The following is a 21735-nucleotide window of genomic DNA, read 5'->3' as shown; positions in this document are numbered from 1 at the left end:
TGTTCTTTTGAGGTTTTCGGTTACAACTTAACAGAGGATGGCTTGACGGAATCAGAACTCGATGAGTGTATCGAAATCAGAATAGAAATGATCGGTCTAGAAATAGACGATGATCTTGAGAGCCAGTTACTTGCGTGTATGGTTAGTTGATTGCTTAGTAAGTTGGTTATTTAAATAACTTCACTTCTTCGACATAGAATAAGACCTCACAAGTGCGAGGTCTTATTTGTCATTCAAAGCTGCTCATGCAATATCAGCTTTCTTCAATCATTTTTGTTCAGCAAGTGTTTGTGTCGCTTTGGTATTCGTTACATTCGCAGGTTTCACAATCAAACCAATTCCGACAAGAAACAGTATTGATGCAACAACCTGAGCCACAGACAGCACCTCATCATACATAAAGTAACCGCTAATCAATGCGAAGATAGGCACTAACAAGGTTAACGGCGCGGTCGTGCTTAAAGGGTATTGGATTAGCAGCTTATTCCATACCCAATAACCAAATAGCGTGGTTGGGTAAGCCTGAAACAGCACCGCAATCGTCGTGTTCCAATCCCATTGTTCGATGCCCTGCCAGATAATTTGGTCACCATGTAACATCACGGCAAATAACACTAATGGCACCGGAGCAAACAACATCCCCCAGACATTAAATGCAAATGCTTGAGTGGTTTTCGATGCCTTAACAATCACGCCCATCAAGGTCCAACTGCACGCCGCAATCATAATCAAGATCACGCCATTAACGGTGACATTACCCGTAGCTGCTGATACCAATACCGCCAACGCACACATGGCTAGCATCGCACCCAATAACTTACGAACGGAAGCACTCTCCTTGAACACCCACACGCCAACCGCCATGCCGATTAATACGTTGGTTGAAAGTAAGACCGATGAAAGCCCAGACGATAAACCAGCAGTGATCGACCATGAAGCCATCCCCCAAATACCCACACCGAACACAAAGCCATAACTGACTAAGTAGCGCCAAGCGACATTAGGTCTCGCTACAAAAAATATCACTGGAATCACCGCTAGCGAGAAACGCGCGGCGGTTGCCAACAACGGATGAACATTAGTCACACCCATTTTGATCATCGAGAAGTTGAATCCCCAAATCGCCATGACGAATACCGCTAACAACAAATCATTTCTTTTCATACTGACCCCTCCTTTGTTTTAAATGAGTATCCCTTGAACAATAAAACCAGTACAGATACAATTTTTACATTAAAAACCAGTACAGTTAACAACGGTCGTGACAATGAGTATCTACAGAAAGCTAGCCAATCAGTTTATCGATGAGATAGAAACCGGCAAAAGACCGGAAGGCGGACGCATGCCTTCGCTGCGTCAATTGGCCAAGCAACAAGCCATCAGCATGTCGACCGTGGTCAGCTGTTACCAAGAACTGGAATCACAAGGCTGGATACATTCTCGACCGCAAGCGGGGTATTTTGTCTCGCCTCACAAGCCGTCTCACTCAACGCCTGAGTGGGCACAGTTTGAGAGTAAGATATCGAGTGTTAAGCAAACGTCATCGACTCACAACTCAATCAATGGGCCTTTAGGGGTTTCGAGCACCACTAATGATGAGCAGTCGATCGTTGAACTGGAACGAAGTTTTCGTCGCGCTATTAGGCGTATGAGCAACAGGCTTAACCATTACCCAGATACACAAGGTGAGCCGATTTTACGACAGGCATTATCCACTCATTTTGCCAAGCTCGATGTCCATTTTTCACCTGAAGAGATGGTGATTACGGCTGGCTGTATGTCTGCGATTAAGGCCGCACTTGAATCTTGCACTAAAGAAGGCGACACCATCGCTATTAGCTCGCCATGTTTCAACGGTATTCTGGAATTGCTCGGACAAATGTCGCGAAAAATCATCGAGATCCCGTCTCTAGATGATGGTGTCGACTTGCAACAACTGGAAGCGCATTTGAAAAATAAACAAGTCGATGCCGCGATCTTTTGTACCTCTCATATGAACCCTCAAGGGATCAACATGTCAGCCACTCAAAAGCAGAAACTGGCTGAATTAGCGAATCACTATCGAGTGCCGATCATTGAAGATGATGTGTATCTGGAACTGTCCTACTCCTCACACACGCCGCTCCCCGCGAAATACTACGACAAAGGCGGTTTTGTCTTATGGTGTGGATCAGTATCGAAAAGTTTGTCACCGAGTTACCGTTTGGGATGGTGCTTGCCGGGCAGGTTTATCAACGAATACAAGGCTCAGTTCTCAGCTGCGAGCTACGGCGTTGCCCTGCCCACTCAGCTTGCGGTTGCTGACTTTATTGGATCTGGCCAATACGCTAAGCACGTGAGGAGAAGATGCACTCAGATCTTGTCTTTGCGCCAACAATACCTAAGTTATTTGGCTCAGCACCTTCCTCAAGATGTGAAGATAAGTAATCCACAAGGTGGCATGGTGCTTTGGCTGCAAATCCCAATCTTGAACCAGTCAGCCTTTGCTCAGGGCATTACCGAGAAGAACATTGATATTAGGCTTGGACACCTGTTCAGCACTCTCGACCTTTACAGCAATTGCTTACGCATCAATATTGGGTATTCGTTAGAGGGTGGAGCCAAGCAGCAATTGGATGCCTTAATCGAGCTTATCCATATTCACAGCTAACAGCACGTAGCACGTAGCCTTTCAAAATCCGCTTTTTTAAATGCCTTCGAATGCCGAATTCTAATAGCCTTTTGTCATAAAAAAGAAGGCTATTATTCCTATCTTAATTCGGGTAAAGCCCCGAACCGTAAGGAAACCCACTCGCCTCAAAACCCTTAAATGCTGAGTTTGCAAGCACCCACAAAATTATGCAACTTGGCTAATGACACATCACTTTTTATCGTCAATATACAGCCGTCAGCGCTGGCGTTTTCCTGTATTTGAAGAGAACTATTATGAGTGATAAAACAAAAAACAAACCACTACCTTCCTTTATCGAAGAACGCTTGAACTTCTATATTCAAGACCTGATTACCCAGAACCAAAGCCAGAAGCATTTAGTATTGGGTAAACGCCCCCAGCGTAATTCCGTTGTGATGCAGAGCAATGATTACTTAGCGCTGTCACACAACAAACAGATCCAACAAGCCCATCAAGCGGCGATTGTCGAACAAGATGACAACGTAGTGATGTCTGCAATTTTCTTACAAGATGAGCAGTCTAAACCTGCGTTTGAAACTGAGCTCGCGAACTATGTCGGAATGGAGAGCTGTTTGCTTTCTCAGTCTGGCTGGGCTGCTAATATTGGGCTATTGCAAACCATCTGCCCACCGGGCACACCTGTGTACATTGACTTCTTTGCACACATGTCGCTATGGGAAGGCATTCGCGCTGCAGGCGCCCTCGCCCACCCGTTTATGCATAACAATATGAATCACCTGCGCAAACAGCTAGAGCGCCACGGCTCCGGCGTTATTGTGGTCGATTCGATTTACAGCACAATCGGCACCATCGCCCCACTACGCGACATCTACGAAATGGCGCAGGAGTTTGATTGTGCCGTTGTCGTTGATGAATCGCATTCACTGGGTACGCATGGGGAAAATGGTGCTGGCTTAGTTCACGCATTGGGTATCACTAACCAAGTCGACTTCATTACCGTTAGCTTGGCTAAAACCTTTGCTTATCGTGCAGGCGCTATTCTTGGGCCGAAGCAGCTTTCAGAAACCTTACCTTTTGTCGCGTATCCAGCTATTTTCAGCTCGACCGTGTTACCACAAGAGGTGGTTCGTTTAGAGAAAACATTAGAGGTAATAAAAGGCGCAGAAGACAAACGAGAAGCCTTATTCAAAAGCGCTAAATCGCTTACTACCGGTCTCAAACGGATTGGCTTTAACATCCGCAGCGAGTCTCAAATTGTGGCACTAGAGTGTGGTAGTGAAAGAAACACCGAACGTGTTCGTGATTTCCTCGAAGAACGAGATGTATTCGGTGCGGTATTCTGCCGCCCTGCGACTGGCAAGAACAAAAACATCATCCGTTTTTCAGTGAATGCCGATATGACGCCAAGAGACATTGACCATGTGCTCACGGTTTGTCACGAAGCGTACCATCACCCCGAGTTAGAGTTCGTGTAACCTTTTTCGAACCATATTTATAACCAACACCAACGGCAGGACTGAATGGACGCTATCATGTCGCGATACAAAAAGAGCCCAGCAATTCGCTGAGCTCTTTCTTGAATCTATGTCTACCCAATGGCCGTGAACTTCAGACTATTACACCCGCTAAATCCAGTGAGCAATTTTATCAAACAGTCGGTTTTTATCGGCAGGTTTAACAATAAAGTCCGACATGCCTGATGATTCCATCTTTTCCAAGGTAACGGGAGAACTGTCACCCGTGTGAGCAATAATCGGCACCGAAGAGTATTCTTTGTCGGCACTGCGAATTCGGCGAGAAGCTTCAACACCGTCCATGATTGGCATTTCAATATCCATCAGAATTAAATCAATATCATCGCTATCCAACGCGTCTAAGGCTTGTTGCCCATCTTCTTTCTGTACGACATCAAAACCCTGCTTTTCCAATAACATTGCCGTAAATCGGCGCAGAGATTCGTTGTCATCGACCACCATGATCGTGCGCTTATTGGTAGCCTCTAACGGTTTTACAGAAACTGATGGCATCACATAGTTGGAGTCGAAAAGTAAGCGTTCGATGGTCGCCTTGGTATTCAGTAGCCAAACTTGTGTTTCCACCCAAATAGGTTCAAAAGCAACGTTTCGGACACGTTTAATTGGGTGATGTTCATACAAATAGATGATTCGAGCTTCAGTGAATGAAAGTAAAGATTCAATCCTATCGAGGCAACTTGCTCTTAAATCCAAGCTCTCCATGTCAACGAATATCAAGTCGAATTCGAACTGGTATTCCTTATTTTTAAGCGCTGATGCTACATCCAACACCGTGAGCTCAAACCCCATAAAACGGGCTACCTCAGTCATTTTATTGGTGAGAACTTTCTGGTCACTCACCATTAGCACAGTCTTAAGTTTAGTCAGTTCATTCTTGATTTCTTTCACCGAATGGGAAGACAAAGACGGAAAAGTCATCGTGAACTGTGTCCATTGATCCACTTCAGACTGACATTTAATTTCACCACCAAACGAGCGCATTACCTTCTGACAAAATGGCAAACCTAAGCCGTAATTACCCGATTGGCCAGTAGTATAAAAGTCCTGAAAAATGCGTCGAATCACATCATTTGAGATGCCTGATCCGTTATCGGTAACCATTATTTGATTGGCCACTTCATCACTACACATGGTGACATGAATATGAAAATCTTCAGGGCAGCGATGGTGGAATGCGTTCTTGAACAAGTTATACATCACGTACTTCAACAAAGTGTCGCTACCCAAGAAATCAAAGTTACTCTGTACGTCTAAAGAGATTGCTGATTTATCAGCAGAGCGCTTGTAATTGAAACTGTCTATCGCATCCTCAACCACCGCTTGCGCTGAATGCTTCTTAAACGTAGATCGAGAGACTCGGTTTTCATCAATTGAAGTCAGTAACAGATCTATCGTTTCGTTACCGGAATGAATGATCTCCATCGCTTCATCGCCCACTTCACGCAACTGAATCACTTCTTCATTGCTTAACGCATATTGCCCTTTTTGATCGCCACTTTTAGGGTTCGGCAATATGGACTGCATGACATCAATAGAGGTAAGTAATCCGCTTAGAGGGTTTCGCATCTCATGGGCAATACCCGCACCAAAAGACTTCGCCAATGACACCTTGTTTTCATGTTCCACCTGATTGCGGAAGTAGAACAAGTTGCCGAATAAGTAGATAAACAAAAAGATTGGCACATGCGTCCAATCCATTGTGAGTTCGAGGTAGAAGCCTTGTGCAATCCAAGCGCACAAGGTAGCAATCCCAATACCGGCAAAGGTTTGTGCAAACATCACTCTCGTCACGTGCACCAATAAAATATGGAGGAAAATAGCCGACATGAATGACATAACCCAAACGTTGGACCAATTATTCATTAGCAGCATGTAGAAGAAGAAACCTGGCAAACAGATAGTTACGGCAACTTGATAATAAGCCGGAAGGTATTTTCGCCATTCAAATGGGACGCGATTGCGAAATATAATGCCAAAGAACAATACCGAGCAAAACAGGCGAAGCGCTAAGTTTTCGTAGGGTTGCGGGAACAAAAACTCCCACACAATGTAGTAAATTGGGAAGCCGACAAAGCCCATCCAACCCACGAGGGTTAAATTCGGTTCTGCGTACTGGTAAACTTTACGAATCGCGTTCATACGAAATACTTTGCTCTCTAAGCCCTGACGTTTATTAATTCTATGATTTGGTTTTTATACTTATATTTTGGCGCCGATTATATTACACATCACGTCCGAGCAGTGAGGTTTCAATCAAATATGTACCAACGCATTTGTTTTTATTATTAAGCGTAGATGAATGATGCACCCTGCTGACGCTTAAATTTAAGTACGAGTGCATGGTTCAGGGATGGGCATGCGCGGTGTTCTTTTGATAACTGTGTTCAGCTTACCGCTATGTCACTGTTACTCGATGCATTTTTCTTGGAGTATCCCCGTAATCTATCACTGCGTAATGTTGCGTTACCCTGTTATCCCAGATCGCCATTGAGCCGTTGTCCCATTTGAAACGAACTTGAAACTCAGGGCGTCTCGCAATTTCAAACAGTTGGCTGAGTAAAACATCACTCTCTTTGCGGTCGAGTTCGTTGATATAACGAGTAAACTGTTCATTGATACAGAGCGTTTCTTTATCCGTTTCAGGATGAACTTGAACAACAGAGTGAACCACTGGCGGATTCTCCTGTGCTGTTTTAATCAAGGATTTGTGCCAATCGAGATCAATGTCTTCTGATTCTATACCTTCAAAGGCCACAAGCGAATGAGTCGCCGACAACCCTCTCAACTTAGCTTTCATATCTTCATGTAGAGATTCAAAAACCGCAGTCATAGAACACCAGATAGTGTCACCACCAATGCTTGGAATGTGTTGAGCATGCAACAGGGAAGCTTTCGACGGCAAGCTGCGCCACGTTAAGTCGGTATGCCAATAACTTTCCTTTGGCGCATTGCCACGGGTTGTTTCAATCACACTCACCTGTGGCGCACTTTCCACGCGAGGGAAGAAAGGATGTGCAGGTTCTAACGTTCCAAAGCGCTGTGCAATCATCAAGTGTTGTTCTGGAGACAAAGTCTGCCCGTCGAGAAAGATCACTTGATGGGCAATAAGTGCCTGATACACCTTATCGAGTTCATCAGCACTGCATGTAGAAAGCTCTAGTTCGTGAATACGAGCGCCGATGTGAGGAGTAATGGGTTCTATTTTCAACATACTTTCGCTTATTGGTGATATTGAGTTGCAGGGCGGATCTGGCTACTAGGCTAATCTGACTACTAACTGTAAACCGGGTAAATGCTGGTTTTCTTTCTCACTTGAAATAGAAAGTCGTCTCTCCGAAACAAAAAAAGAGCTCCTAAGCTGGAGCTCTTTTCGTTTTTTGATACTTCCTGTATCCATAGACAAGTCCAATCTGTAGTACTTTCACTGAAAGCCAGATCATCGATATCTCCAGTTGTGTATCACCAATAAATCTAGCATACAATCTTCAGACTGTTCTGGGACACAACCGAGATAATCAACTCTAGTGCCAAGCCATCTCGCCGCTTAGCACTTTCGCGCCAAGTTCTAAATCGCCTTCCGTAGCCTCAAATTTCGGGTAGGCTTTCTTCATGTAATCACTGATCTCGACCGATGTTGGATTACTTTTGCTCGCCAACGCTTTTTCAATATCAGCCACATAATCCTTCGTGAAGTGAACTGCATTTATTCCTGTTGGCATTTCACCTAAATAGTGACCCGGAATTACAACCTCTGGCTCTAGTGCTTTCATACGCTCCAACGATTGTGACCACTGGCTACGAATCTCTTTCGATGCAGTATCTGCCATCCATACATGCACACCGCTATACACCGACACGCCACCAAACACCGTTTTTTCAGACGGAACCCATAGGTAAGCTTGGTGTGTATTTATCTCTTTCACTTCGATGGTTTCACCTTCGATGCTTAATGTTGTGTCGTTCATCACCATTGGAACAATCACCTTAGAGGGCGCGTTGCCTTCTAATATAGGCCCCCAGTATTCAAGCTTTGCATCTTTGGTGCGTTTGATATGCGCGACAACGGCTTCACTGGCAACGACTTTAACGTTAGGAAATGCCGAAACTATCGGTTCCAAACCAAAGTAGTAATCTGGGTCGCCGCTGCTGATGTAAACCATCGATAATTTTTTGCCTGTGGCTTTGATTTGCTCCACCAAATTTTGTCCGTCTGCGACACTGAATTGTGCGTCAAATAGAATCACTTCTTTCTCACCCGAAACCAATACCGAGCTTGCAGGGAATATCGCGTTCTCACCGGGGTTATAGTGAGTGATGTTCAGATCCACAGCTAAAGCAACACTTGATGCCAGCACGGTTCCTAGGCTTATGGTTCCTAAAAGCATGCTTTTTAATAACAGGTTTTTCGATAACGTATTCATGGCTTTATTCCGATACTTGGAGTTGAACACCTGCCAACTCGTTGAATGTCCAAATATCTTATTTGATTGTTTTTAGATGAAATAGATATCAAATTGACTTTAACTATTGCAGTTTTCGGACATATACTGAGGTCGGTTTAATTCTCTAGGCAATAAAACAATGGATAAACTCGAGGCAATGAATGTCTTTGTCACCATAGTGGAACGTGGCAGTTTGAGCGCAGCGGCAGAGCACCTTGATCTCTCACGAACCAAGGTCACTCGTTATTTGGGTGAGTTAGAAACATGGATGGACACACGCTTGCTTCACAGAACAACACGAAGCTTGAGTTTAACCAGCGCAGGTAAAGAAACACTTGAGGTCGCCAGAGAACTTTTGGCACTGGAAACATCCCTAGCTGGGATCAGAAACCAAAACCGAGAGCATTTAAAAGGTCAGCTGCGTATTACTGCGAGCTACTCGATTGTCGATAGCTTCTTGATGGAATCAATTAGTCGCTTCATCGCCAAATGGCCAGAGGTTTCTATCGACATTATCTCGACTGATCAGACCGTCAACCTGGTTGAGTCACGCATCGATTTGGCCATTCGCATAACCAACGAACTGACGCCCAATATTGTCGCGAAGCAGATCGGTGAATGCCGCTCCGTGATTTGCGCATCGCCTCAATATCTAAAAGAGAAAGGCACACCCACAGAAGCCCAAGATCTAGCGCACCACAACTGTTTATCGTTCAGTTACTTTGGCAAAACCGCTTGGACGTTCAATGGCCCCAATGGGCTCGAATCGGTTCCGATTAAAGGGAATATCAGTGCAAACACCTCAGAGGTTCTGCTTTCTGCCACACTCAAAGGCAACGGTATCTGTTTACTGCCCTTCCCTTCAGTGGAAACCATGATGCGTGATGGTCTATTAGTGCCACTGCTTTCTGAATGGCAACCTAAAACGCTCGGTGTTCATGCTATTTATGGAACGCGTAAACAAGTCACACCGCTGTTAAGAGCCTTTATCGACCATTTATCTGACGAGATGGAACAATCGACAAGTTGGTAGAAGTACGATGCCATCACTAAGGAGGAAAACTTGCCATTAGTAAAACTGATGCAGAATTAAAATCATTAATTTTACTTAACTGTCAGTTGCTTCTATCGTGACTGCATACATCATCAATTAGCTTATTAACGCAGGGAAACTGACTATGACTGCCATTACCGATTTAGACATTTTGTTAAAGTCCATGTCACCAGAACTCATTGAAGGCAACTATGTTTTCTGTACTGTCGACGGAGCGTTAACAGACTATGTTCAGCTCAATCCAATCTCAACTTTTCGTGAGAAAGAAGGTTTAACGCTGGTTCTGGAAGAAGACGTTGCGACCAAAGCTCAGCTAAACTTCGACGGTGTATTTAGCCTTATCACTTTATCGGTACATTCGAGCCTTGAAGCGGTTGGATTAACGGCGGCGTTTGCGACAAAGCTTGGCTCTTACGGCATTAGCGCTAACGTGGTTGCGGGCTACTATCACGACCACATCTTCGTTCAAAAAGACAAAGCAGAAGCTGCAATGAGTGCGCTGAAAGAGTTTTCAGAAGTAGATTAGTAAAGAATTCGATTACTCACAAATACAAAAAAAACGACGTAATCTACGTCGCTTTGGCTTATTGCTTAACGTGCACTCACTGATCAGGCATCAGTGAGCGAACCAGTTAAGCAAGCTTAAAAGTCGCCACTTTGTCACTTAAGCCAGCGGCTTGGCTCTTAAGTTCGTTCGACTCAGTTAAGCTGTCCTGTGCGCCCACAACTAAGTGGTCGGTAACATCTTTAATGGTCGCCACGTTCTGGGTAATTTCACCCGTCACATGTGTTTGCTCTTCAGCAGCCGTCGCGATTTGAGTCGCCATATCGCTGATCAAAGCAACTGCAGTATTGATCTCTTCAAGCGCATGCGAAGCTCGATCGGCATCTTCTACTGAATGTATTGCCAACTTAGAACTGCTCTCCATCAGCTCAACCGCTTGCGCCGTTGTGCGCTGCAGGATATCAATTGTTGATTTGATCTCTTCTGTTGAAGAGTGAGTGCGCTGCGAAAGCACACGTACTTCATCAGCAACCACAGCAAAGCCACGACCTTGTTCACCAGCACGAGCCGCTTCAATCGCAGCATTCAAAGCAAGTAAGTTGGTTTGCTCTGCAATGCCTTGAATCGTTGCGAGTACAGTCGAGATCTCTTGAGCATGCTTGTTAAGTTCGCTAATCACATTACCTGCTTCGTTCACTTCATTGGCTAGGTTATTGATAGAACCTTTAGTGTCGACGACCAGAGCGTGACCACTGTTAGTGCTTGTCGCTGAGTCTTGTGCCGCTTTTGCTGTTTGCTCGGCATGCGATGCAATCTCTTGAGTTGCACAGGCCATTTCCGTTACAGCCGTTGCCACCATTGTGATTTCTTGCTGTTGATGGTTAAGCTCATCCACAGAACGGTTCGCACGTTGAGTACTTTGCTCTGACTGGCTATTTAGCTGTTCTGACTGCCCACGGATATGGCCAATCAACTGCTGTAAGCTTCCAACAAAGGTATTGAAGTTATGAGCCAACTCGCCCACTTCATCTTGGTTTTCTACATGAATGCGTTGAGTCAAATCACCGCTACCATTCGCGATTTGCGCCAATGCTTGAGATACGTGGTTCAACGGACGGAATAGAATAGTACACAAAAGGTTAAACAGTATGGTACATACAATGACGACCAGCAGTGTCACTAAAACTTGACCAATCACTGCATCAAATAACGGTGCAACCAGAGAGTCATGATTAACAACACTCACTGTAATCAGGCTCGTTCCGTCAATAGCACGTGCGTACAGAACATAGTCGCTGCCATTCAGCTCGATAGAAGTGTCTTTACCGCTAGTCAGAGCCTTTTGTACATCGGAGAAATTTAACCCAAGTGAACTGATATTCTTGTTCAGTAACTTAGTGTCAGGGTGCGTATAAACCGTGCCCTTATTGGTCGCGATGAACATGTAACCTTCACCTGGAAGAATCACCTGCTCTAGACTGTTTAAGATGTCTGTAATTTCTACATCAGCACCCAACACAACCTGTTGCCCATGCAGTTGCATTGCTGTTCCTAATGAAACAACGTTCGCCCCAGTTGCTGCAGCAACCGTTGGGTTATCCATGAACACCTTGCTTGGGTTCGCAACCGCATTGGTGTACCAACCCCATACGCGTGGATCATCATTGCCCGGTGGCAACACAACACCGTTCGCATTCTTTTGCGAACCATCAGGAAATGCCAAGAAGACATTATCAAAAGAGGCTGAGTCACGAACCTGTTTTAGATGAGTCACCAAGCTTTCTTGTTTGGACTCTTTCGAAAGAGAAGTAAGCGCACGCTCTTTGGATAAGATCCAATCCGATACATATTGATTGTACGAAGCCGATGCGCCCTCTAAGCGCTGTTCAACTTCAATATCCAACCTTTGCAGTGAAGCACGAAAAGACAATGCCTCGACCAAAATCCCCCCCAGGATAATGGCCATACTGGCTGAAATCGCCAGCTTATTTTTAAGCGAGAGTTTCTTGAACATAGGAAACCTATAATTTGGAAGTAATAAACCGTGGCGAACAAATTGATTGCCAAAGCGGTTTGCAAGCGGGATATATTTTACGCTTTAAAATAAATTAAGAAACCAGCTAACCGGTTGAATTATTCATATGTGTGAGTAAGAGCACGCATCGTAACCCATTGATTTAGAGAATGGTAAACTATAAATTTTGAATTAATGAGTTAAACATGGTCAGCTGATGAGTGTCTCTGTTTGAGAGTAATAACGGCACAGATCGCGCTATACCGTTAGATCATTAGGAAGGTATTTAAACGTGTTGAACGTCTGAATAGAAACAGGTTGCGGACAAAGTAGTCAAAAGTTGATCAACCAAAGTCCAACGTTAACAGCAATCGTGTTTCGTCAGATGAAGTGACTGGTGAACGGTGAACAAGGCCTCTATTCTCATTGCCACTCCAACGCTCCCCTTTTAATAACGCAACATCACCACTGGCCATTTTCTGGATGTCAGATTCGTCGTTGTACAGGCCTGAAACAGAATCAGGCTTTCCGTTAGCCCCTAGCCCTAACTTAGAACGGTCGACTAAGTCGTTTGGCAACCATTGAGTCGCAACACCATGATAAGTTGTCACCAAGCGGCAAGGCACTTGATCAAAATGGAAACGTGGGCACATCGCTTTATTCAGAACGGCTAAACGTAACCCGACTTCTTCAAGCTCAAACAAACAACAGAACATATCCACCAGCTCTGCCATGTTTTCTAATAGCGCTTTAGAGGCGGTGCCATCGGTAGCAAATTCCAACTTATCGAAAGCATTATCAGGTGACACGCTAACAGACTTACTAAAGTTTGGATTCAAGGCGATAAATTCACTAATTGCCGTCGTTAAGCCTTCATCAAACTGTCGCTGCCATACCGCTATATTAATATCACTTTGGTAGATATCCGCTAATACCGTTGGCTGCTCAGAAGCACTCAAGCTTGGCTTGTGATTTGCCTTATCCTGAATACTCACAGCTGAACTAATGTTGAGTGGCTGGCTGCTATTGGTAGCCAAAGGCTTGGTTAACACGGCATTCATTACGTCGTCTCCTTGATACATGCTCATCGCTTCCCTTTTACCAACAGAATAATTATTCTTGGCAAGAGTGATTTTGGTTATGTTATAACATAACTAAAAATAAACAAGTCACTTCGTCGATCATGATTCCAGTAATACAGCGACGCTCTTCTTTTCCTGCGGTAATTTTTCGAATGCTGAACTAAGCTTCTCTCAATCACTCTTTCCAAAAAGTCATTTTAAAAACGTACGACTCAAGAACGTAAACCTGTGAATTCATCAATCTGGTGACAACTTATGAAAAAACTAATCTCTACATTCGGCCTCCTATGCACCGTTATCTCCGCTCAATCTTTCGCGGAGTCGGGCTACACATTAGATCCGAAGTTATCGAACATCACATTCGCGACCATTAAAAAGCAGTTTGTTGTCGAGCCCGCATCCATCAAACCTATGTCTGGAGGACTTACCGAAGAGGGTCAGTTTTCAATAGTATTGGACTTGAAAAGCGTGAGCACCGGAGTCGCTATTCGTGACCAGAGACTGAATGAACTCTACTTTGAATCGATGACTTTTCCTGAAGTGAAGATCTCTGGGAAGGTTGAACCGTCGATGCTATCTGGTGATCCAAAAAGAACAACAGTAGCAGCGGAAGTTACTTTACACGGCGTAACCAAAACGATCGATTTCCCAGTTGTGGTGGCTCCATCCTCAGGGTTTGTCATGGTTAGCTCAGCTTCGACAATCATCGTCAACGGCGCTGATTTTGGGATATCGACAGAGAATCTAAACACACTTTCAGCGACCGTGGGTGGATTAGCGATTTCCGACCAAATCCCTTTGGGCTTTAACCTACTTTTCGACCAATAATGGACTTATAACTATTCCTTTCTATTCTCCCTCATTTCACATTCATCAATCGTTTGAGAGCGGTGAATGTGAGTAAGAGTACGCGACAACGCAATAAACTGAATTAGGTTTGAATAAACTAAACCAAAATTTCCACTCGATTTCCCCAAGTCGGCCAGATAAACATCCCTCACAAAGTATTAAATTTAGCGTTATATAGGCTCAGAGATGTCGTTGATGTCACATGTCGTTACACAGCATGACGCCTTAAGGCTTTACATCTTGGGCGAGGTAAACAACAATCCCTGAGAACAAATCCATAACATAATGTATTTAGAAATTATGAGTAACACAGAAAACAAAAAATCGAGTCCTCTTTTCGAAGTCGTGTTTAACGTCTTTCTTCCTTCATTCATTTTAATGAAGTTCAGTGGAGATGAGCATCTCGGAACAGGCTTAGCTTTGCTTGTTGCCCTTGCCTTCCCTATTGCTTATGGTGGCATGGAGTTAATCCGCAATAAGAAGTTCAACTTCATCGCTGCGCTCGGCTTTGTAAGCGTGCTATTGACGGGCGGTATTGGTTTCTTTGAGCTAGACACTCGTTGGTTAGCACTAAAAGAAGCATTAATCCCTGGTCTAATTGGTTTGGCGGTTCTTGGCTCAACCTTCACCCGCTACCCGTTTATCCAGAAAGTTATCTTCACACCGGCCCTATTAAATATCTCTCTTATTGAAGAGCGCCTAAAGCAGTTCGGTAACCAAGCAAAGTTTGATCGTTGTCTAATGACATCCAACTACCTATTCGCGAGTACTTTCGCATTTTCTTCAGCTATGAACTACTTCCTAGCGACTTGGATTGTGACTAGCCCTGCTGGCACCGCTGCCTTTAATGAAGAACTTGGCAAGCTGACACTTTACAGCTACCCAGCAATCGCCATCCCAAGCATGCTGATGATGTTAGGTATTTTCTACTACATTTGGCGTCAAGTTCGCACGATGACATCACTAGAAACAGAACAAATTTTTATTACTAAATAGTTCTGAATTAACAAATCGCTCTGACAGCACAACATGAAGCCCAGCAATTAAGCTGGGCTTCTTTGTTTTTACTCTTTCGTTATCAACGTGATAGATGACAGCTTCGATTTGGATTATGAATCGAACGGGCAACCCTAATGCTCTTTTCTCAAGTAAATTTGGGCAACATGTCTATAAACCAATAATAATCAATGAATTGCATTGATTGAACCGACAGATGCTTTTATAGTCAATTCTGTTGGTTACTTTACAAAGCTCTACCCGCTCACTGACATTATTTCAATTGCTGTTGATAAGATCGCATAAGCTAGGTGCTAAAGGTAGACGCTAGCCGTACTCAATAAGGAATATAGATTATGAACAAATCTCAATTAGTTGAACACATCGCGACTTCTGCAGACATCTCAAAAGACCAAGCAGGCACAGCACTAAATGCGCTAGTTGAAGGTATCTCTACTTCGCTTGCGAACGGTGATGACGTATCGATCCTTGGATTTGGTAGCTTTAAAGTTAACTCTCGAGCTGCTCGCACTGGTCGTAACCCGCGAACCGGAGAAGAGATTCAGATTGCCGCATCAAAGACGCCAGCATTTAAAGCGGGCAAGGCACTAAAAGAGACGTGCAACCTGTAACACAAAAAACACAAGGAAGATTACGATGACGACTAAGGAAAAAGCGAAAACGAGCCGAAGCAAAAAAGCAGGCAAGTCGACTAAAGCGCAAGCCGAAACGCCTAAGACTCGTCAACGCATTGAAGAGCTTCTCGAAGAGCGTGAACTGGCTAAACTGTTAGAACTTTAGTTTATATAAGAACTAAAGTTTAGGTTTAAGCAAGGTGATAGTTTGTTATCGTTCTAATGCCACTGCAGATTTGTAGTGGCATTTTTGATTTAGGAGCAAGCGCCTCTAATAAATAACATTGATACCCCTCCCCACTAAAGCGACAAACACATCTGTCCAAAATCTGAACGCTAAGTAACTGATTGAGTTACATAGCTATACATATCCATACTTACCCAAATCACCTTTTTCACTATCATCATTTTCTTGTTATTGGTGAGATTATTGGAAGGGTTCATGACACGACTATGTTCGGGCAATCCTTCTTCTTTGAGGTGATTATGAATGTCGTTCGCATGGGGATTGAAGCAAATACCCATAAAAATAAGGGTAAGTACAAAGCGATAGTTAAGTTTACTATTCGAGCCCTGTTTTATTATTCAGCTACTCGAAAAATGAGTAATAATTTCAACTCTGAAGAGAGAAAGTTATTATTTATCAAGCAACCCAACTTCCTTTCTAAATTTGTGACTCCCTACTTATGTACTGGCTTTAGCAATAAAGAAAAGATCGATATCTTATCCAAACACTACGACTGGTTTGAAAACACCTTCGCAACAGAAGCTAGACACCAAATCTATAACGAAAGGCTCAATCTTTTAAAACTTGAGATAGATGACAACGTTTATCTGGTTAATCTCAGCTTCGAAAGAAACGCGAGAAAAGAAGGTGAACTGACAATTTCATTGACCAACTCTCAACTCGAAAAAATGTATACCATTTCATTTACTGTTTTCGACAACAACATCTACATCGGCGGTATACAGGGTGGCGCCAATGACAATGGATTTAGCCGCACATTCACCAAAGCTTTTTACGGTTTAAGACCTAAATCCTTCATGGTAGAAACACTACGACTGCTCGCTATTAACTTGGGTATCGACAATATCTATGCGGTAAAAGAGTCTGGTCATGTCTCGAACTCATTACGCTACGGTAAGAAAAACAAAGACATCAGCCTTAAATACGACAGTCTGTGGGAAGAGCACGATGGACAGGTGCATGATAACTATTTCTATCGTCTCCCGACAAACCCGAACAGGAAAGATCTTGAAGCTCTAAAACGTCAAAAGCGTAAGTTGTATCGCGAGCGTTATGCCTGGCTAGATCTGTATGAACAAGATCTGAAGAACGTAATCAGTCAGCACATCCATGATCCTGTTCATTATGCTCATGACAGTTAATTTGGCTAACCTGTACTCGACTCGCTAACGCGTATTACCTTTACTAGCGTGCTTTAGTCTAATCACAGCCCTTGGACCAAACGCTCAATCCCGAGGTGATAGCTTTAAAATAAATATTAGACAATGCTAATTTACATCTTTATAGTATCTAGGTATTTCGAAAACTACTCAATCGCCGGCGACCAGCCAGTACTGATCATTAAGAAGATACAAGCTCTATGCTCGGCAATTTGTATAGTTAAACTTAGAGACAGTAATAGGTAAACGTATGACTAAAATTGTAATCATCGGTGGCGTAGCTGGAGGTGCTTCAGCTGCTGCACGCGCTCGTCGTCTTAGTGAAGAAGCCGAAATCATAATGTTTGAACGAGGACCATTCGTCTCTTTTGCCAACTGTGGATTGCCATACCACATAGGTGGCGATATCGAGGATAGAAGCAAGCTTCTGTTACAAACACCTGAAAGCTTCTTAGCTCGCTTCAACGTTGACGCACGAGTGATGAACGAAGTTACCTCTATTGATCGCACCAATAAAACCGTTACAGTCAAAAATCTTGTTGATGGTAATCACTACAGCGAGAGTTACGACTTCTTATTACTCAGCCCTGGAGCCGGTGCCGTCGTTCCTCCCATCTCAGGAATCGATAACCCCCTCACCCATTCACTACGCAATATTCCAGATATGGATCGCATCATCGAAACAATCCAAATGAATAAACCTGAGCACGCGACAGTTGTTGGCGGTGGCTTTATCGGCTTGGAAATGATGGAAGCGTTTCATCAGCTTGGGATCAAGACTTCGTTGATTGAGATGGCTGACCAAGTAATGACGCCAGTAGACCGGGAAATGGCCGGCTTTGCCCATGCGGAGATTCGTGACAAAGGCATCGACCTAAAACTCGGCGTCGCGCTTGAGTCTGTGAAATATATACCTAACGAACACATCGCAAGTTTTGATTCAGGCGAGAGCGAGAAGCACCAACACATAGAGGGTGAATTAGAATTAACACTTAATAATGGCGAGTCATTAACTACTGATATCTTAATCATGGCTATCGGTGTGCGTCCTGAGACTAAGTTAGCAAAAGAAGCAGGACTTCAAATTGGCGAACTAGGTGGTATCTACACCAATGAAATGATGCAGACTAGCGATCCTAGCATCTACGCTGTGGGTGATGTGGTCGAAGAAAAAGACTTTGTCACAGGTGCACAAACTCTAGTTCCGCTTGCTGGCCCTGCTAACCGTCAAGGTCGTATGGCTGCCGACAACATGCTCGGACGCAGTGAAACTTATCAAGGTACACAAGGCACGGCTATCTGTAAGATTTTTGACCTAGCCGTTGCCTCAACAGGGAAAAACGAAAAACAGTTGAAGCGTGAAGGCGTCGACTATGAAAAAGTCTATGTGCATACCGCAAGCCACGCTAGCTACTATCCTGGCGCTGAGATTGTCTCGTTCAAGATGTTATTCGCCCCTAAGACAGGGAAAATACTAGGTGCGCAAGCCGTCGGTAAAGATGGCGTTGATAAACGCATTGATGTTATGGCAGTAGCTCAACGTGCAGGTATGACCGTTGATCAGCTTCAACACCTTGAATTAACCTATGCACCACCTTACGGGAGTGCCAAGGACGTGATTAACCAAGCCGCATTTGTTGCCAACAATATTATTAAAGGTGACGCGACACCTATTCATTTCGATGAGATTGCAACATTAAGCGACAACCAACTCCTACTCGATGTTCGTAACCCTGGCGAACTAGAAAATGGTGGCTTTATTGAAGGCGCAATCAACATTCCTGTCGACCAACTGCGTCACCGCATGGACGAACTATCAAAAGACAAAGAGATTGTAATCTACTGCCAAGTCGGGTTACGTGGTAACGTGGCTTATCGCCAACTCGTCAACAACGGCTTTAAAGCACGCAACTTAATCGGTGGTTATAGAACACTCATGTATGCAAAAGCTTAAGGATTAATACTTAGTCGCCGGTAATGGTGCGCGGACACTTACGGGCTAGTTGCTGAGAGAAAGTCGCTCATAAATAGATGCGAGTAGTTAATAGTAAACATTGAAAAACCGAGCTTGGCATTTAAGTAAGTGCCAAGCTCTTTTATTATTCGTAGGAGTCAATAAAAGCTTGCAGTGCTCGCTGATCGACAATTTCTAACCCTTGCTCTCCTTTTCTGATGAAACCTTTGTCTAATAGGTCTTTAACCGCTCTTCGATACACTCTGCTCGATGTGCCAAAACGTTCCGCTTCTTGATTCACTTTATCGAAACCGCCTAACACAGTGTTAGTCTCGCTTTGAACCAATAAATCATACGCAATATTGTAGGTAATTGAGTGTAAAAGACGGTTAGTGTAAATACCCATAGAGTCTTGATAATCTTCCGCCAATGCAGAGGCAAAGAAGAACATCATCCCCGGATTTTCAAGTAGTGCTTCTGCTAATCTCTGAATGCAAATAACATCAACTTGCATGTGTTCATCAGCCACTACGTTCCACTGACAAGGGGTCTGCGTGAAAAACTCCATCTCACCGAAGATATGATAATCACAATTCACTTCGCCCAATTGAAAGCGTCGCCCATTAGCCGCCGAAATACTCATAGAGACTCTTCCAGCGGGCACTACATAAAGATACTGAAGCTGTTCACCTTGACGTAGGATTTCATCATTTTGATTGAAGTAACGAGAGTTAACTTGGTGTTGGTAGATGAGATCTCTAAATTCAGAGCTTTTTTGTTCTAAGTAGTTTTTAAAGCGTCCGCTTGAGTATGGTGCAATCTTCATACTTACTCTCTCATTGCATTACTGCTGTTTATATTCAAACGATTGTAACCACTTAAACCACAGGAGAGAACCCAATAAAAAAGCGACGGTCTCCCATCGCTTTCGTCTTGCATTTATTCAGGCTCTTATTGAGTAATTAATGCTTCCAGTGCCACTAATGACGCTAGCCGCTCTCCTTGCATCATTACCTCTGCCTCATCGACATATTGCCCAACGCCCTCCTTTACATCTTGTTCGTACAAGACAACATTGTTCAAGATAGAAGCGACATTAAGCCCTCTCAAGCGTCCCACGGTAAACAGCGCGGATGTTTCCATGTCTGCACCTAAAATGCCTTTGCCATTCCAGTACTGACAAAGCGCCTTCTCGTCATCGGTATAAAAACTGTCGTGTGAGCGTACCGTGCCCAAATAGTAAGGTGTTGTTTGCTGCTGCAAGAACTTGTCTAGCTCTTTAAGCAGAGAGAAGCTTGCATAGGCGGGATACGACGGCTTAACGTAAGCGGTAGAACCACCCTCATCGCGAACCGCGCCCTCTGCAATAATTAGCTCACCAAGCCCGATATGTGACTGCATCGCGCCTGCAGACCCTACTCGGACAATATGAGTCACACCACAAAACTTAAGCTCTTCTACCGCAATGATCATTGAAGGTGCACCAATGCCCGTGCTGCAAACCGATATCGCTTTACCTTGATATTGACCAGTGAAGATTCGATATTCACGGTTTTCAGAGACCAGTTCAGCATGTTCAAGCAAGTTAGCGATTCGATTCGCTCTATCTGGCTCACCACAAACAATAACTAACGGAGCAATTTGCGTTTCATCAACGCAGATATGAGGTTGCTTTGCCATCTTCACTCCTAAGAAGCCGTTGCTTGAGTTAACGATTTATCACTGTTTCGTTTAGCTGTGCGTGCCCACTCACGAGTACCGTTTGCCGCAATAAACATTAAGATTGCGTATTGAACAGACATTGCGTACACACCCTGCGTCGCATAAATACCAACGCTGATAATGTTAATCACAATCCACAGTATCCAGTTTTCAACATACTTACGTGTCATAAGAACTTGAGCAACAATAGATAGAATGGTCATCGTGGCATCCCAGAATGGGAACGCATCCGGTTCAAGCACTGGCTCCGCTAAATCCGCACCAAATAGATTCAGGCTATCTACCGCGATGTTTGCTAGCGCAAAAAAGAATGGGTCGATGTACATAGTTAACAAAGCAATAGAAATCGCACACGCTACGGCCGTTGCTACTAGTTTATTTTGGCTCAACCAACGAACTTCTAGCGTTTCACCTTGCTCATTAGGACGTGTCCATGCGTACCAACCGTAAATGTTGGCACAGAAGAAGAACAATTGAAGAAGTAGCAGTCCGTATAACTGAATTTGGAAAAAGATAACCGCAAATAAGGTGACATTCAGCAATCCGAACAGGTAGTTAATGGTTTTTTCTTGGCTTGCAAACCAAATACACAACAGACCAAACACGGTGCCGAATGCTTCAATCCAGCTCATTGCGTAGCCATCCCCTATTGGGATATTGACTAAAGTATTGTTGATATCAAGTAGAGCGAATAGGTCCATAGATGTGTCCTTTATTATTTGTTTTAGTGGCACCTATTTTATTGCGCCTCTCCAAATAAAAAGGAGGACATTTGTCCCCCCTAGAATGCATGCGGTCATAAATCAGAATATTAAATCCGGAAAATCAATTTCACGGGAAGATGTCATAGCCCTCCCACAGTCTCGAACTCGAAACTCCAGCACCAGAACAGCCCCCTTCCAAAAACG

At 44.0% G+C, this 21735-nt stretch carries 19 protein-coding genes and 1 pseudogene; 11 read left to right on the top strand and 9 right to left on the bottom strand.

What is annotated here, in order from left to right; genetic code table 11:
* Positions 1-12 precede the first annotated feature (12 nt).
* A pseudogene (locus AB4384_RS14935) lies at positions 13-150 on the top strand (GTP-binding protein); the annotation flags it as partial.
* Between the two features lie 117 nt (positions 151-267).
* Here AB4384_RS14935 and AB4384_RS14930 read toward each other — a convergent pair.
* Complete coding sequence (locus AB4384_RS14930) at positions 268-1164, bottom strand: EamA family transporter (protein ID WP_372129741.1); 897 nt, start codon at positions 1162-1164, stop codon at positions 268-270.
* Positions 1165-1267: 103 nt separating this feature from the next.
* Between AB4384_RS14930 and AB4384_RS14925 the strand changes: the two genes are divergently transcribed.
* Entirely contained in the window at positions 1268-2650 is a 1383-nt protein-coding gene (locus AB4384_RS14925; protein ID WP_372129740.1) for a PLP-dependent aminotransferase family protein, read from the top strand.
* 275 nt (positions 2651-2925) lie between these two features.
* Positions 2926-4107 (top strand): alpha-hydroxyketone-type quorum-sensing autoinducer synthase, encoded by a 1182-nt coding sequence (gene cqsA, locus AB4384_RS14920; protein ID WP_372129739.1) that lies wholly within the window; start codon positions 2926-2928, stop codon positions 4105-4107.
* A gap of 150 nt (positions 4108-4257) precedes the next feature.
* On the opposite strand, the gene AB4384_RS14915 is transcribed toward cqsA, so the two are convergent.
* The 3 genes from AB4384_RS14915 to AB4384_RS14905 form a co-directional block, all read right to left on the bottom strand.
* On the bottom strand, positions 4258-6306 hold the full coding sequence (locus AB4384_RS14915; RefSeq protein WP_372129738.1) for a response regulator: 2049 nt from the start codon (positions 6304-6306) through the stop codon (positions 4258-4260).
* A 256-nt stretch (positions 6307-6562) separates the two neighbouring features.
* Positions 6563-7378 (bottom strand): TauD/TfdA family dioxygenase, encoded by an 816-nt coding sequence (locus AB4384_RS14910; RefSeq protein ID WP_017059123.1) that lies wholly within the window; start codon positions 7376-7378, stop codon positions 6563-6565.
* Between the two features lie 310 nt (positions 7379-7688).
* Positions 7689-8588 carry a Vmh family MBL fold metallo-hydrolase gene (locus tag AB4384_RS14905; RefSeq protein ID WP_102393121.1) on the bottom strand — a complete coding sequence of 300 codons (900 nt, stop codon included), beginning with the start codon at positions 8586-8588 and terminating at the stop codon, positions 7689-7691.
* 160 nt (positions 8589-8748) lie between these two features.
* Between AB4384_RS14905 and AB4384_RS14900 the strand changes: the two genes are divergently transcribed.
* Both AB4384_RS14900 and AB4384_RS14895 read left to right on the top strand, forming a co-directional pair.
* On the top strand, positions 8749-9642 hold the full coding sequence (locus tag AB4384_RS14900; protein WP_102393120.1) for a LysR family transcriptional regulator: 894 nt from the start codon (positions 8749-8751) through the stop codon (positions 9640-9642).
* A 145-nt stretch (positions 9643-9787) separates the two neighbouring features.
* On the top strand, positions 9788-10189 hold the full coding sequence (locus tag AB4384_RS14895) for an ACT domain-containing protein (protein WP_017069835.1): 402 nt from the start codon (positions 9788-9790) through the stop codon (positions 10187-10189).
* 106 nt (positions 10190-10295) lie between these two features.
* On the opposite strand, the gene AB4384_RS14890 is transcribed toward AB4384_RS14895, so the two are convergent.
* Together AB4384_RS14890 and AB4384_RS14885 are read right to left on the bottom strand one after the other, a co-directional pair.
* Positions 10296-12182 carry a methyl-accepting chemotaxis protein gene (locus AB4384_RS14890; protein ID WP_372129737.1) on the bottom strand — a complete coding sequence of 629 codons (1887 nt, stop codon included), beginning with the start codon at positions 12180-12182 and terminating at the stop codon, positions 10296-10298.
* Positions 12183-12526: 344 nt separating this feature from the next.
* The gene (locus AB4384_RS14885) at positions 12527-13243 is read right to left on the bottom strand and encodes a DUF1826 domain-containing protein (RefSeq protein WP_136982815.1); all 717 of its coding nucleotides are present in this window, start codon (positions 13241-13243) and stop codon (positions 12527-12529) included.
* 276 nt (positions 13244-13519) lie between these two features.
* On the opposite strand from AB4384_RS14885, the gene AB4384_RS14880 reads away from it, so the two are divergent.
* From AB4384_RS14880 to AB4384_RS14855, 6 genes are all read left to right on the top strand, one after another.
* Positions 13520-14092 (top strand): YceI family protein, encoded by a 573-nt coding sequence (locus AB4384_RS14880; RefSeq protein WP_372129736.1) that lies wholly within the window; start codon positions 13520-13522, stop codon positions 14090-14092.
* 321 nt (positions 14093-14413) lie between these two features.
* Positions 14414-15109 carry a VC0807 family protein gene (locus AB4384_RS14875; RefSeq protein ID WP_017059114.1) on the top strand — a complete coding sequence of 232 codons (696 nt, stop codon included), beginning with the start codon at positions 14414-14416 and terminating at the stop codon, positions 15107-15109.
* Between the two features lie 356 nt (positions 15110-15465).
* A complete protein-coding gene (locus AB4384_RS14870) occupies positions 15466-15741 on the top strand; it encodes an HU family DNA-binding protein (protein ID WP_017059113.1) in 276 nt (91 codons plus the stop codon).
* A 25-nt stretch (positions 15742-15766) separates the two neighbouring features.
* On the top strand, positions 15767-15910 hold the full coding sequence (locus tag AB4384_RS14865; protein ID WP_017059112.1) for a hypothetical protein: 144 nt from the start codon (positions 15767-15769) through the stop codon (positions 15908-15910).
* A gap of 320 nt (positions 15911-16230) precedes the next feature.
* Positions 16231-17133 (top strand): VirK/YbjX family protein, encoded by a 903-nt coding sequence (locus tag AB4384_RS14860; RefSeq protein ID WP_133151375.1) that lies wholly within the window; start codon positions 16231-16233, stop codon positions 17131-17133.
* 268 nt (positions 17134-17401) lie between these two features.
* The gene (locus tag AB4384_RS14855) at positions 17402-19105 is read left to right on the top strand and encodes an FAD-dependent oxidoreductase (RefSeq protein ID WP_372105029.1); all 1704 of its coding nucleotides are present in this window, start codon (positions 17402-17404) and stop codon (positions 19103-19105) included.
* A 145-nt stretch (positions 19106-19250) separates the two neighbouring features.
* On the opposite strand, the gene AB4384_RS14850 is transcribed toward AB4384_RS14855, so the two are convergent.
* The 3 genes from AB4384_RS14850 to pnuC form a co-directional block, all read right to left on the bottom strand.
* Positions 19251-19931 carry a Crp/Fnr family transcriptional regulator gene (locus tag AB4384_RS14850; RefSeq protein ID WP_136978221.1) on the bottom strand — a complete coding sequence of 227 codons (681 nt, stop codon included), beginning with the start codon at positions 19929-19931 and terminating at the stop codon, positions 19251-19253.
* Positions 19932-20056: 125 nt separating this feature from the next.
* On the bottom strand, positions 20057-20785 hold the full coding sequence (locus tag AB4384_RS14845; RefSeq protein WP_372105030.1) for a nucleoside phosphorylase: 729 nt from the start codon (positions 20783-20785) through the stop codon (positions 20057-20059).
* Between the two features lie 8 nt (positions 20786-20793).
* A complete protein-coding gene (gene pnuC, locus AB4384_RS14840; RefSeq protein WP_017069647.1) occupies positions 20794-21528 on the bottom strand; it encodes a nicotinamide riboside transporter PnuC in 735 nt (244 codons plus the stop codon).
* Between the last annotated feature and the right edge of the window lie 207 nt (positions 21529-21735).

The organism is Vibrio sp. 10N.261.51.A4, assembly GCF_041471945.1.
Classification (GTDB): domain Bacteria; phylum Pseudomonadota; class Gammaproteobacteria; order Enterobacterales; family Vibrionaceae; genus Vibrio; species Vibrio crassostreae_C.
The sequence above is the reverse complement of the archived record's forward strand: the minus strand, read 5'-3'. Positions and strand labels throughout refer to the sequence as shown.

Excerpts from the sequence above, each read along its gene's own strand:
- AB4384_RS14930 (WP_372129741.1), bottom strand. The coding sequence starts at position 1,164 with ATGAAAAGAAATGATTTGTTGTTAGCGGTATTCGTCATGGCGATTTGG.
- AB4384_RS14925 (WP_372129740.1), top strand. The coding sequence starts at position 1,268 with ATGAGTATCTACAGAAAGCTAGCCAATCAGTTTATCGATGAGATAGAA.
- cqsA (WP_372129739.1), top strand. The coding sequence starts at position 2,926 with ATGAGTGATAAAACAAAAAACAAACCACTACCTTCCTTTATCGAAGAA.
- AB4384_RS14915 (WP_372129738.1), bottom strand. The coding sequence starts at position 6,306 with ATGAACGCGATTCGTAAAGTTTACCAGTACGCAGAACCGAATTTAACC.
- AB4384_RS14910 (WP_017059123.1), bottom strand. The coding sequence starts at position 7,378 with ATGTTGAAAATAGAACCCATTACTCCTCACATCGGCGCTCGTATTCAC.
- AB4384_RS14905 (WP_102393121.1), bottom strand. The coding sequence starts at position 8,588 with ATGAATACGTTATCGAAAAACCTGTTATTAAAAAGCATGCTTTTAGGA.
- AB4384_RS14900 (WP_102393120.1), top strand. The coding sequence starts at position 8,749 with ATGGATAAACTCGAGGCAATGAATGTCTTTGTCACCATAGTGGAACGT.
- AB4384_RS14895 (WP_017069835.1), top strand. The coding sequence starts at position 9,788 with ATGACTGCCATTACCGATTTAGACATTTTGTTAAAGTCCATGTCACCA.
- AB4384_RS14890 (WP_372129737.1), bottom strand. The coding sequence starts at position 12,182 with ATGTTCAAGAAACTCTCGCTTAAAAATAAGCTGGCGATTTCAGCCAGT.
- AB4384_RS14885 (WP_136982815.1), bottom strand. The coding sequence starts at position 13,243 with ATGAATGCCGTGTTAACCAAGCCTTTGGCTACCAATAGCAGCCAGCCA.
- AB4384_RS14880 (WP_372129736.1), top strand. The coding sequence starts at position 13,520 with ATGAAAAAACTAATCTCTACATTCGGCCTCCTATGCACCGTTATCTCC.
- AB4384_RS14875 (WP_017059114.1), top strand. The coding sequence starts at position 14,414 with ATGAGTAACACAGAAAACAAAAAATCGAGTCCTCTTTTCGAAGTCGTG.
- AB4384_RS14870 (WP_017059113.1), top strand. The coding sequence starts at position 15,466 with ATGAACAAATCTCAATTAGTTGAACACATCGCGACTTCTGCAGACATC.
- AB4384_RS14865 (WP_017059112.1), top strand. The coding sequence starts at position 15,767 with ATGACGACTAAGGAAAAAGCGAAAACGAGCCGAAGCAAAAAAGCAGGC.
- AB4384_RS14860 (WP_133151375.1), top strand. The coding sequence starts at position 16,231 with ATGAATGTCGTTCGCATGGGGATTGAAGCAAATACCCATAAAAATAAG.
- AB4384_RS14855 (WP_372105029.1), top strand. The coding sequence starts at position 17,402 with ATGACTAAAATTGTAATCATCGGTGGCGTAGCTGGAGGTGCTTCAGCT.
- AB4384_RS14850 (WP_136978221.1), bottom strand. The coding sequence starts at position 19,931 with ATGAAGATTGCACCATACTCAAGCGGACGCTTTAAAAACTACTTAGAA.
- AB4384_RS14845 (WP_372105030.1), bottom strand. The coding sequence starts at position 20,785 with ATGGCAAAGCAACCTCATATCTGCGTTGATGAAACGCAAATTGCTCCG.
- pnuC (WP_017069647.1), bottom strand. The coding sequence starts at position 21,528 with ATGGACCTATTCGCTCTACTTGATATCAACAATACTTTAGTCAATATC.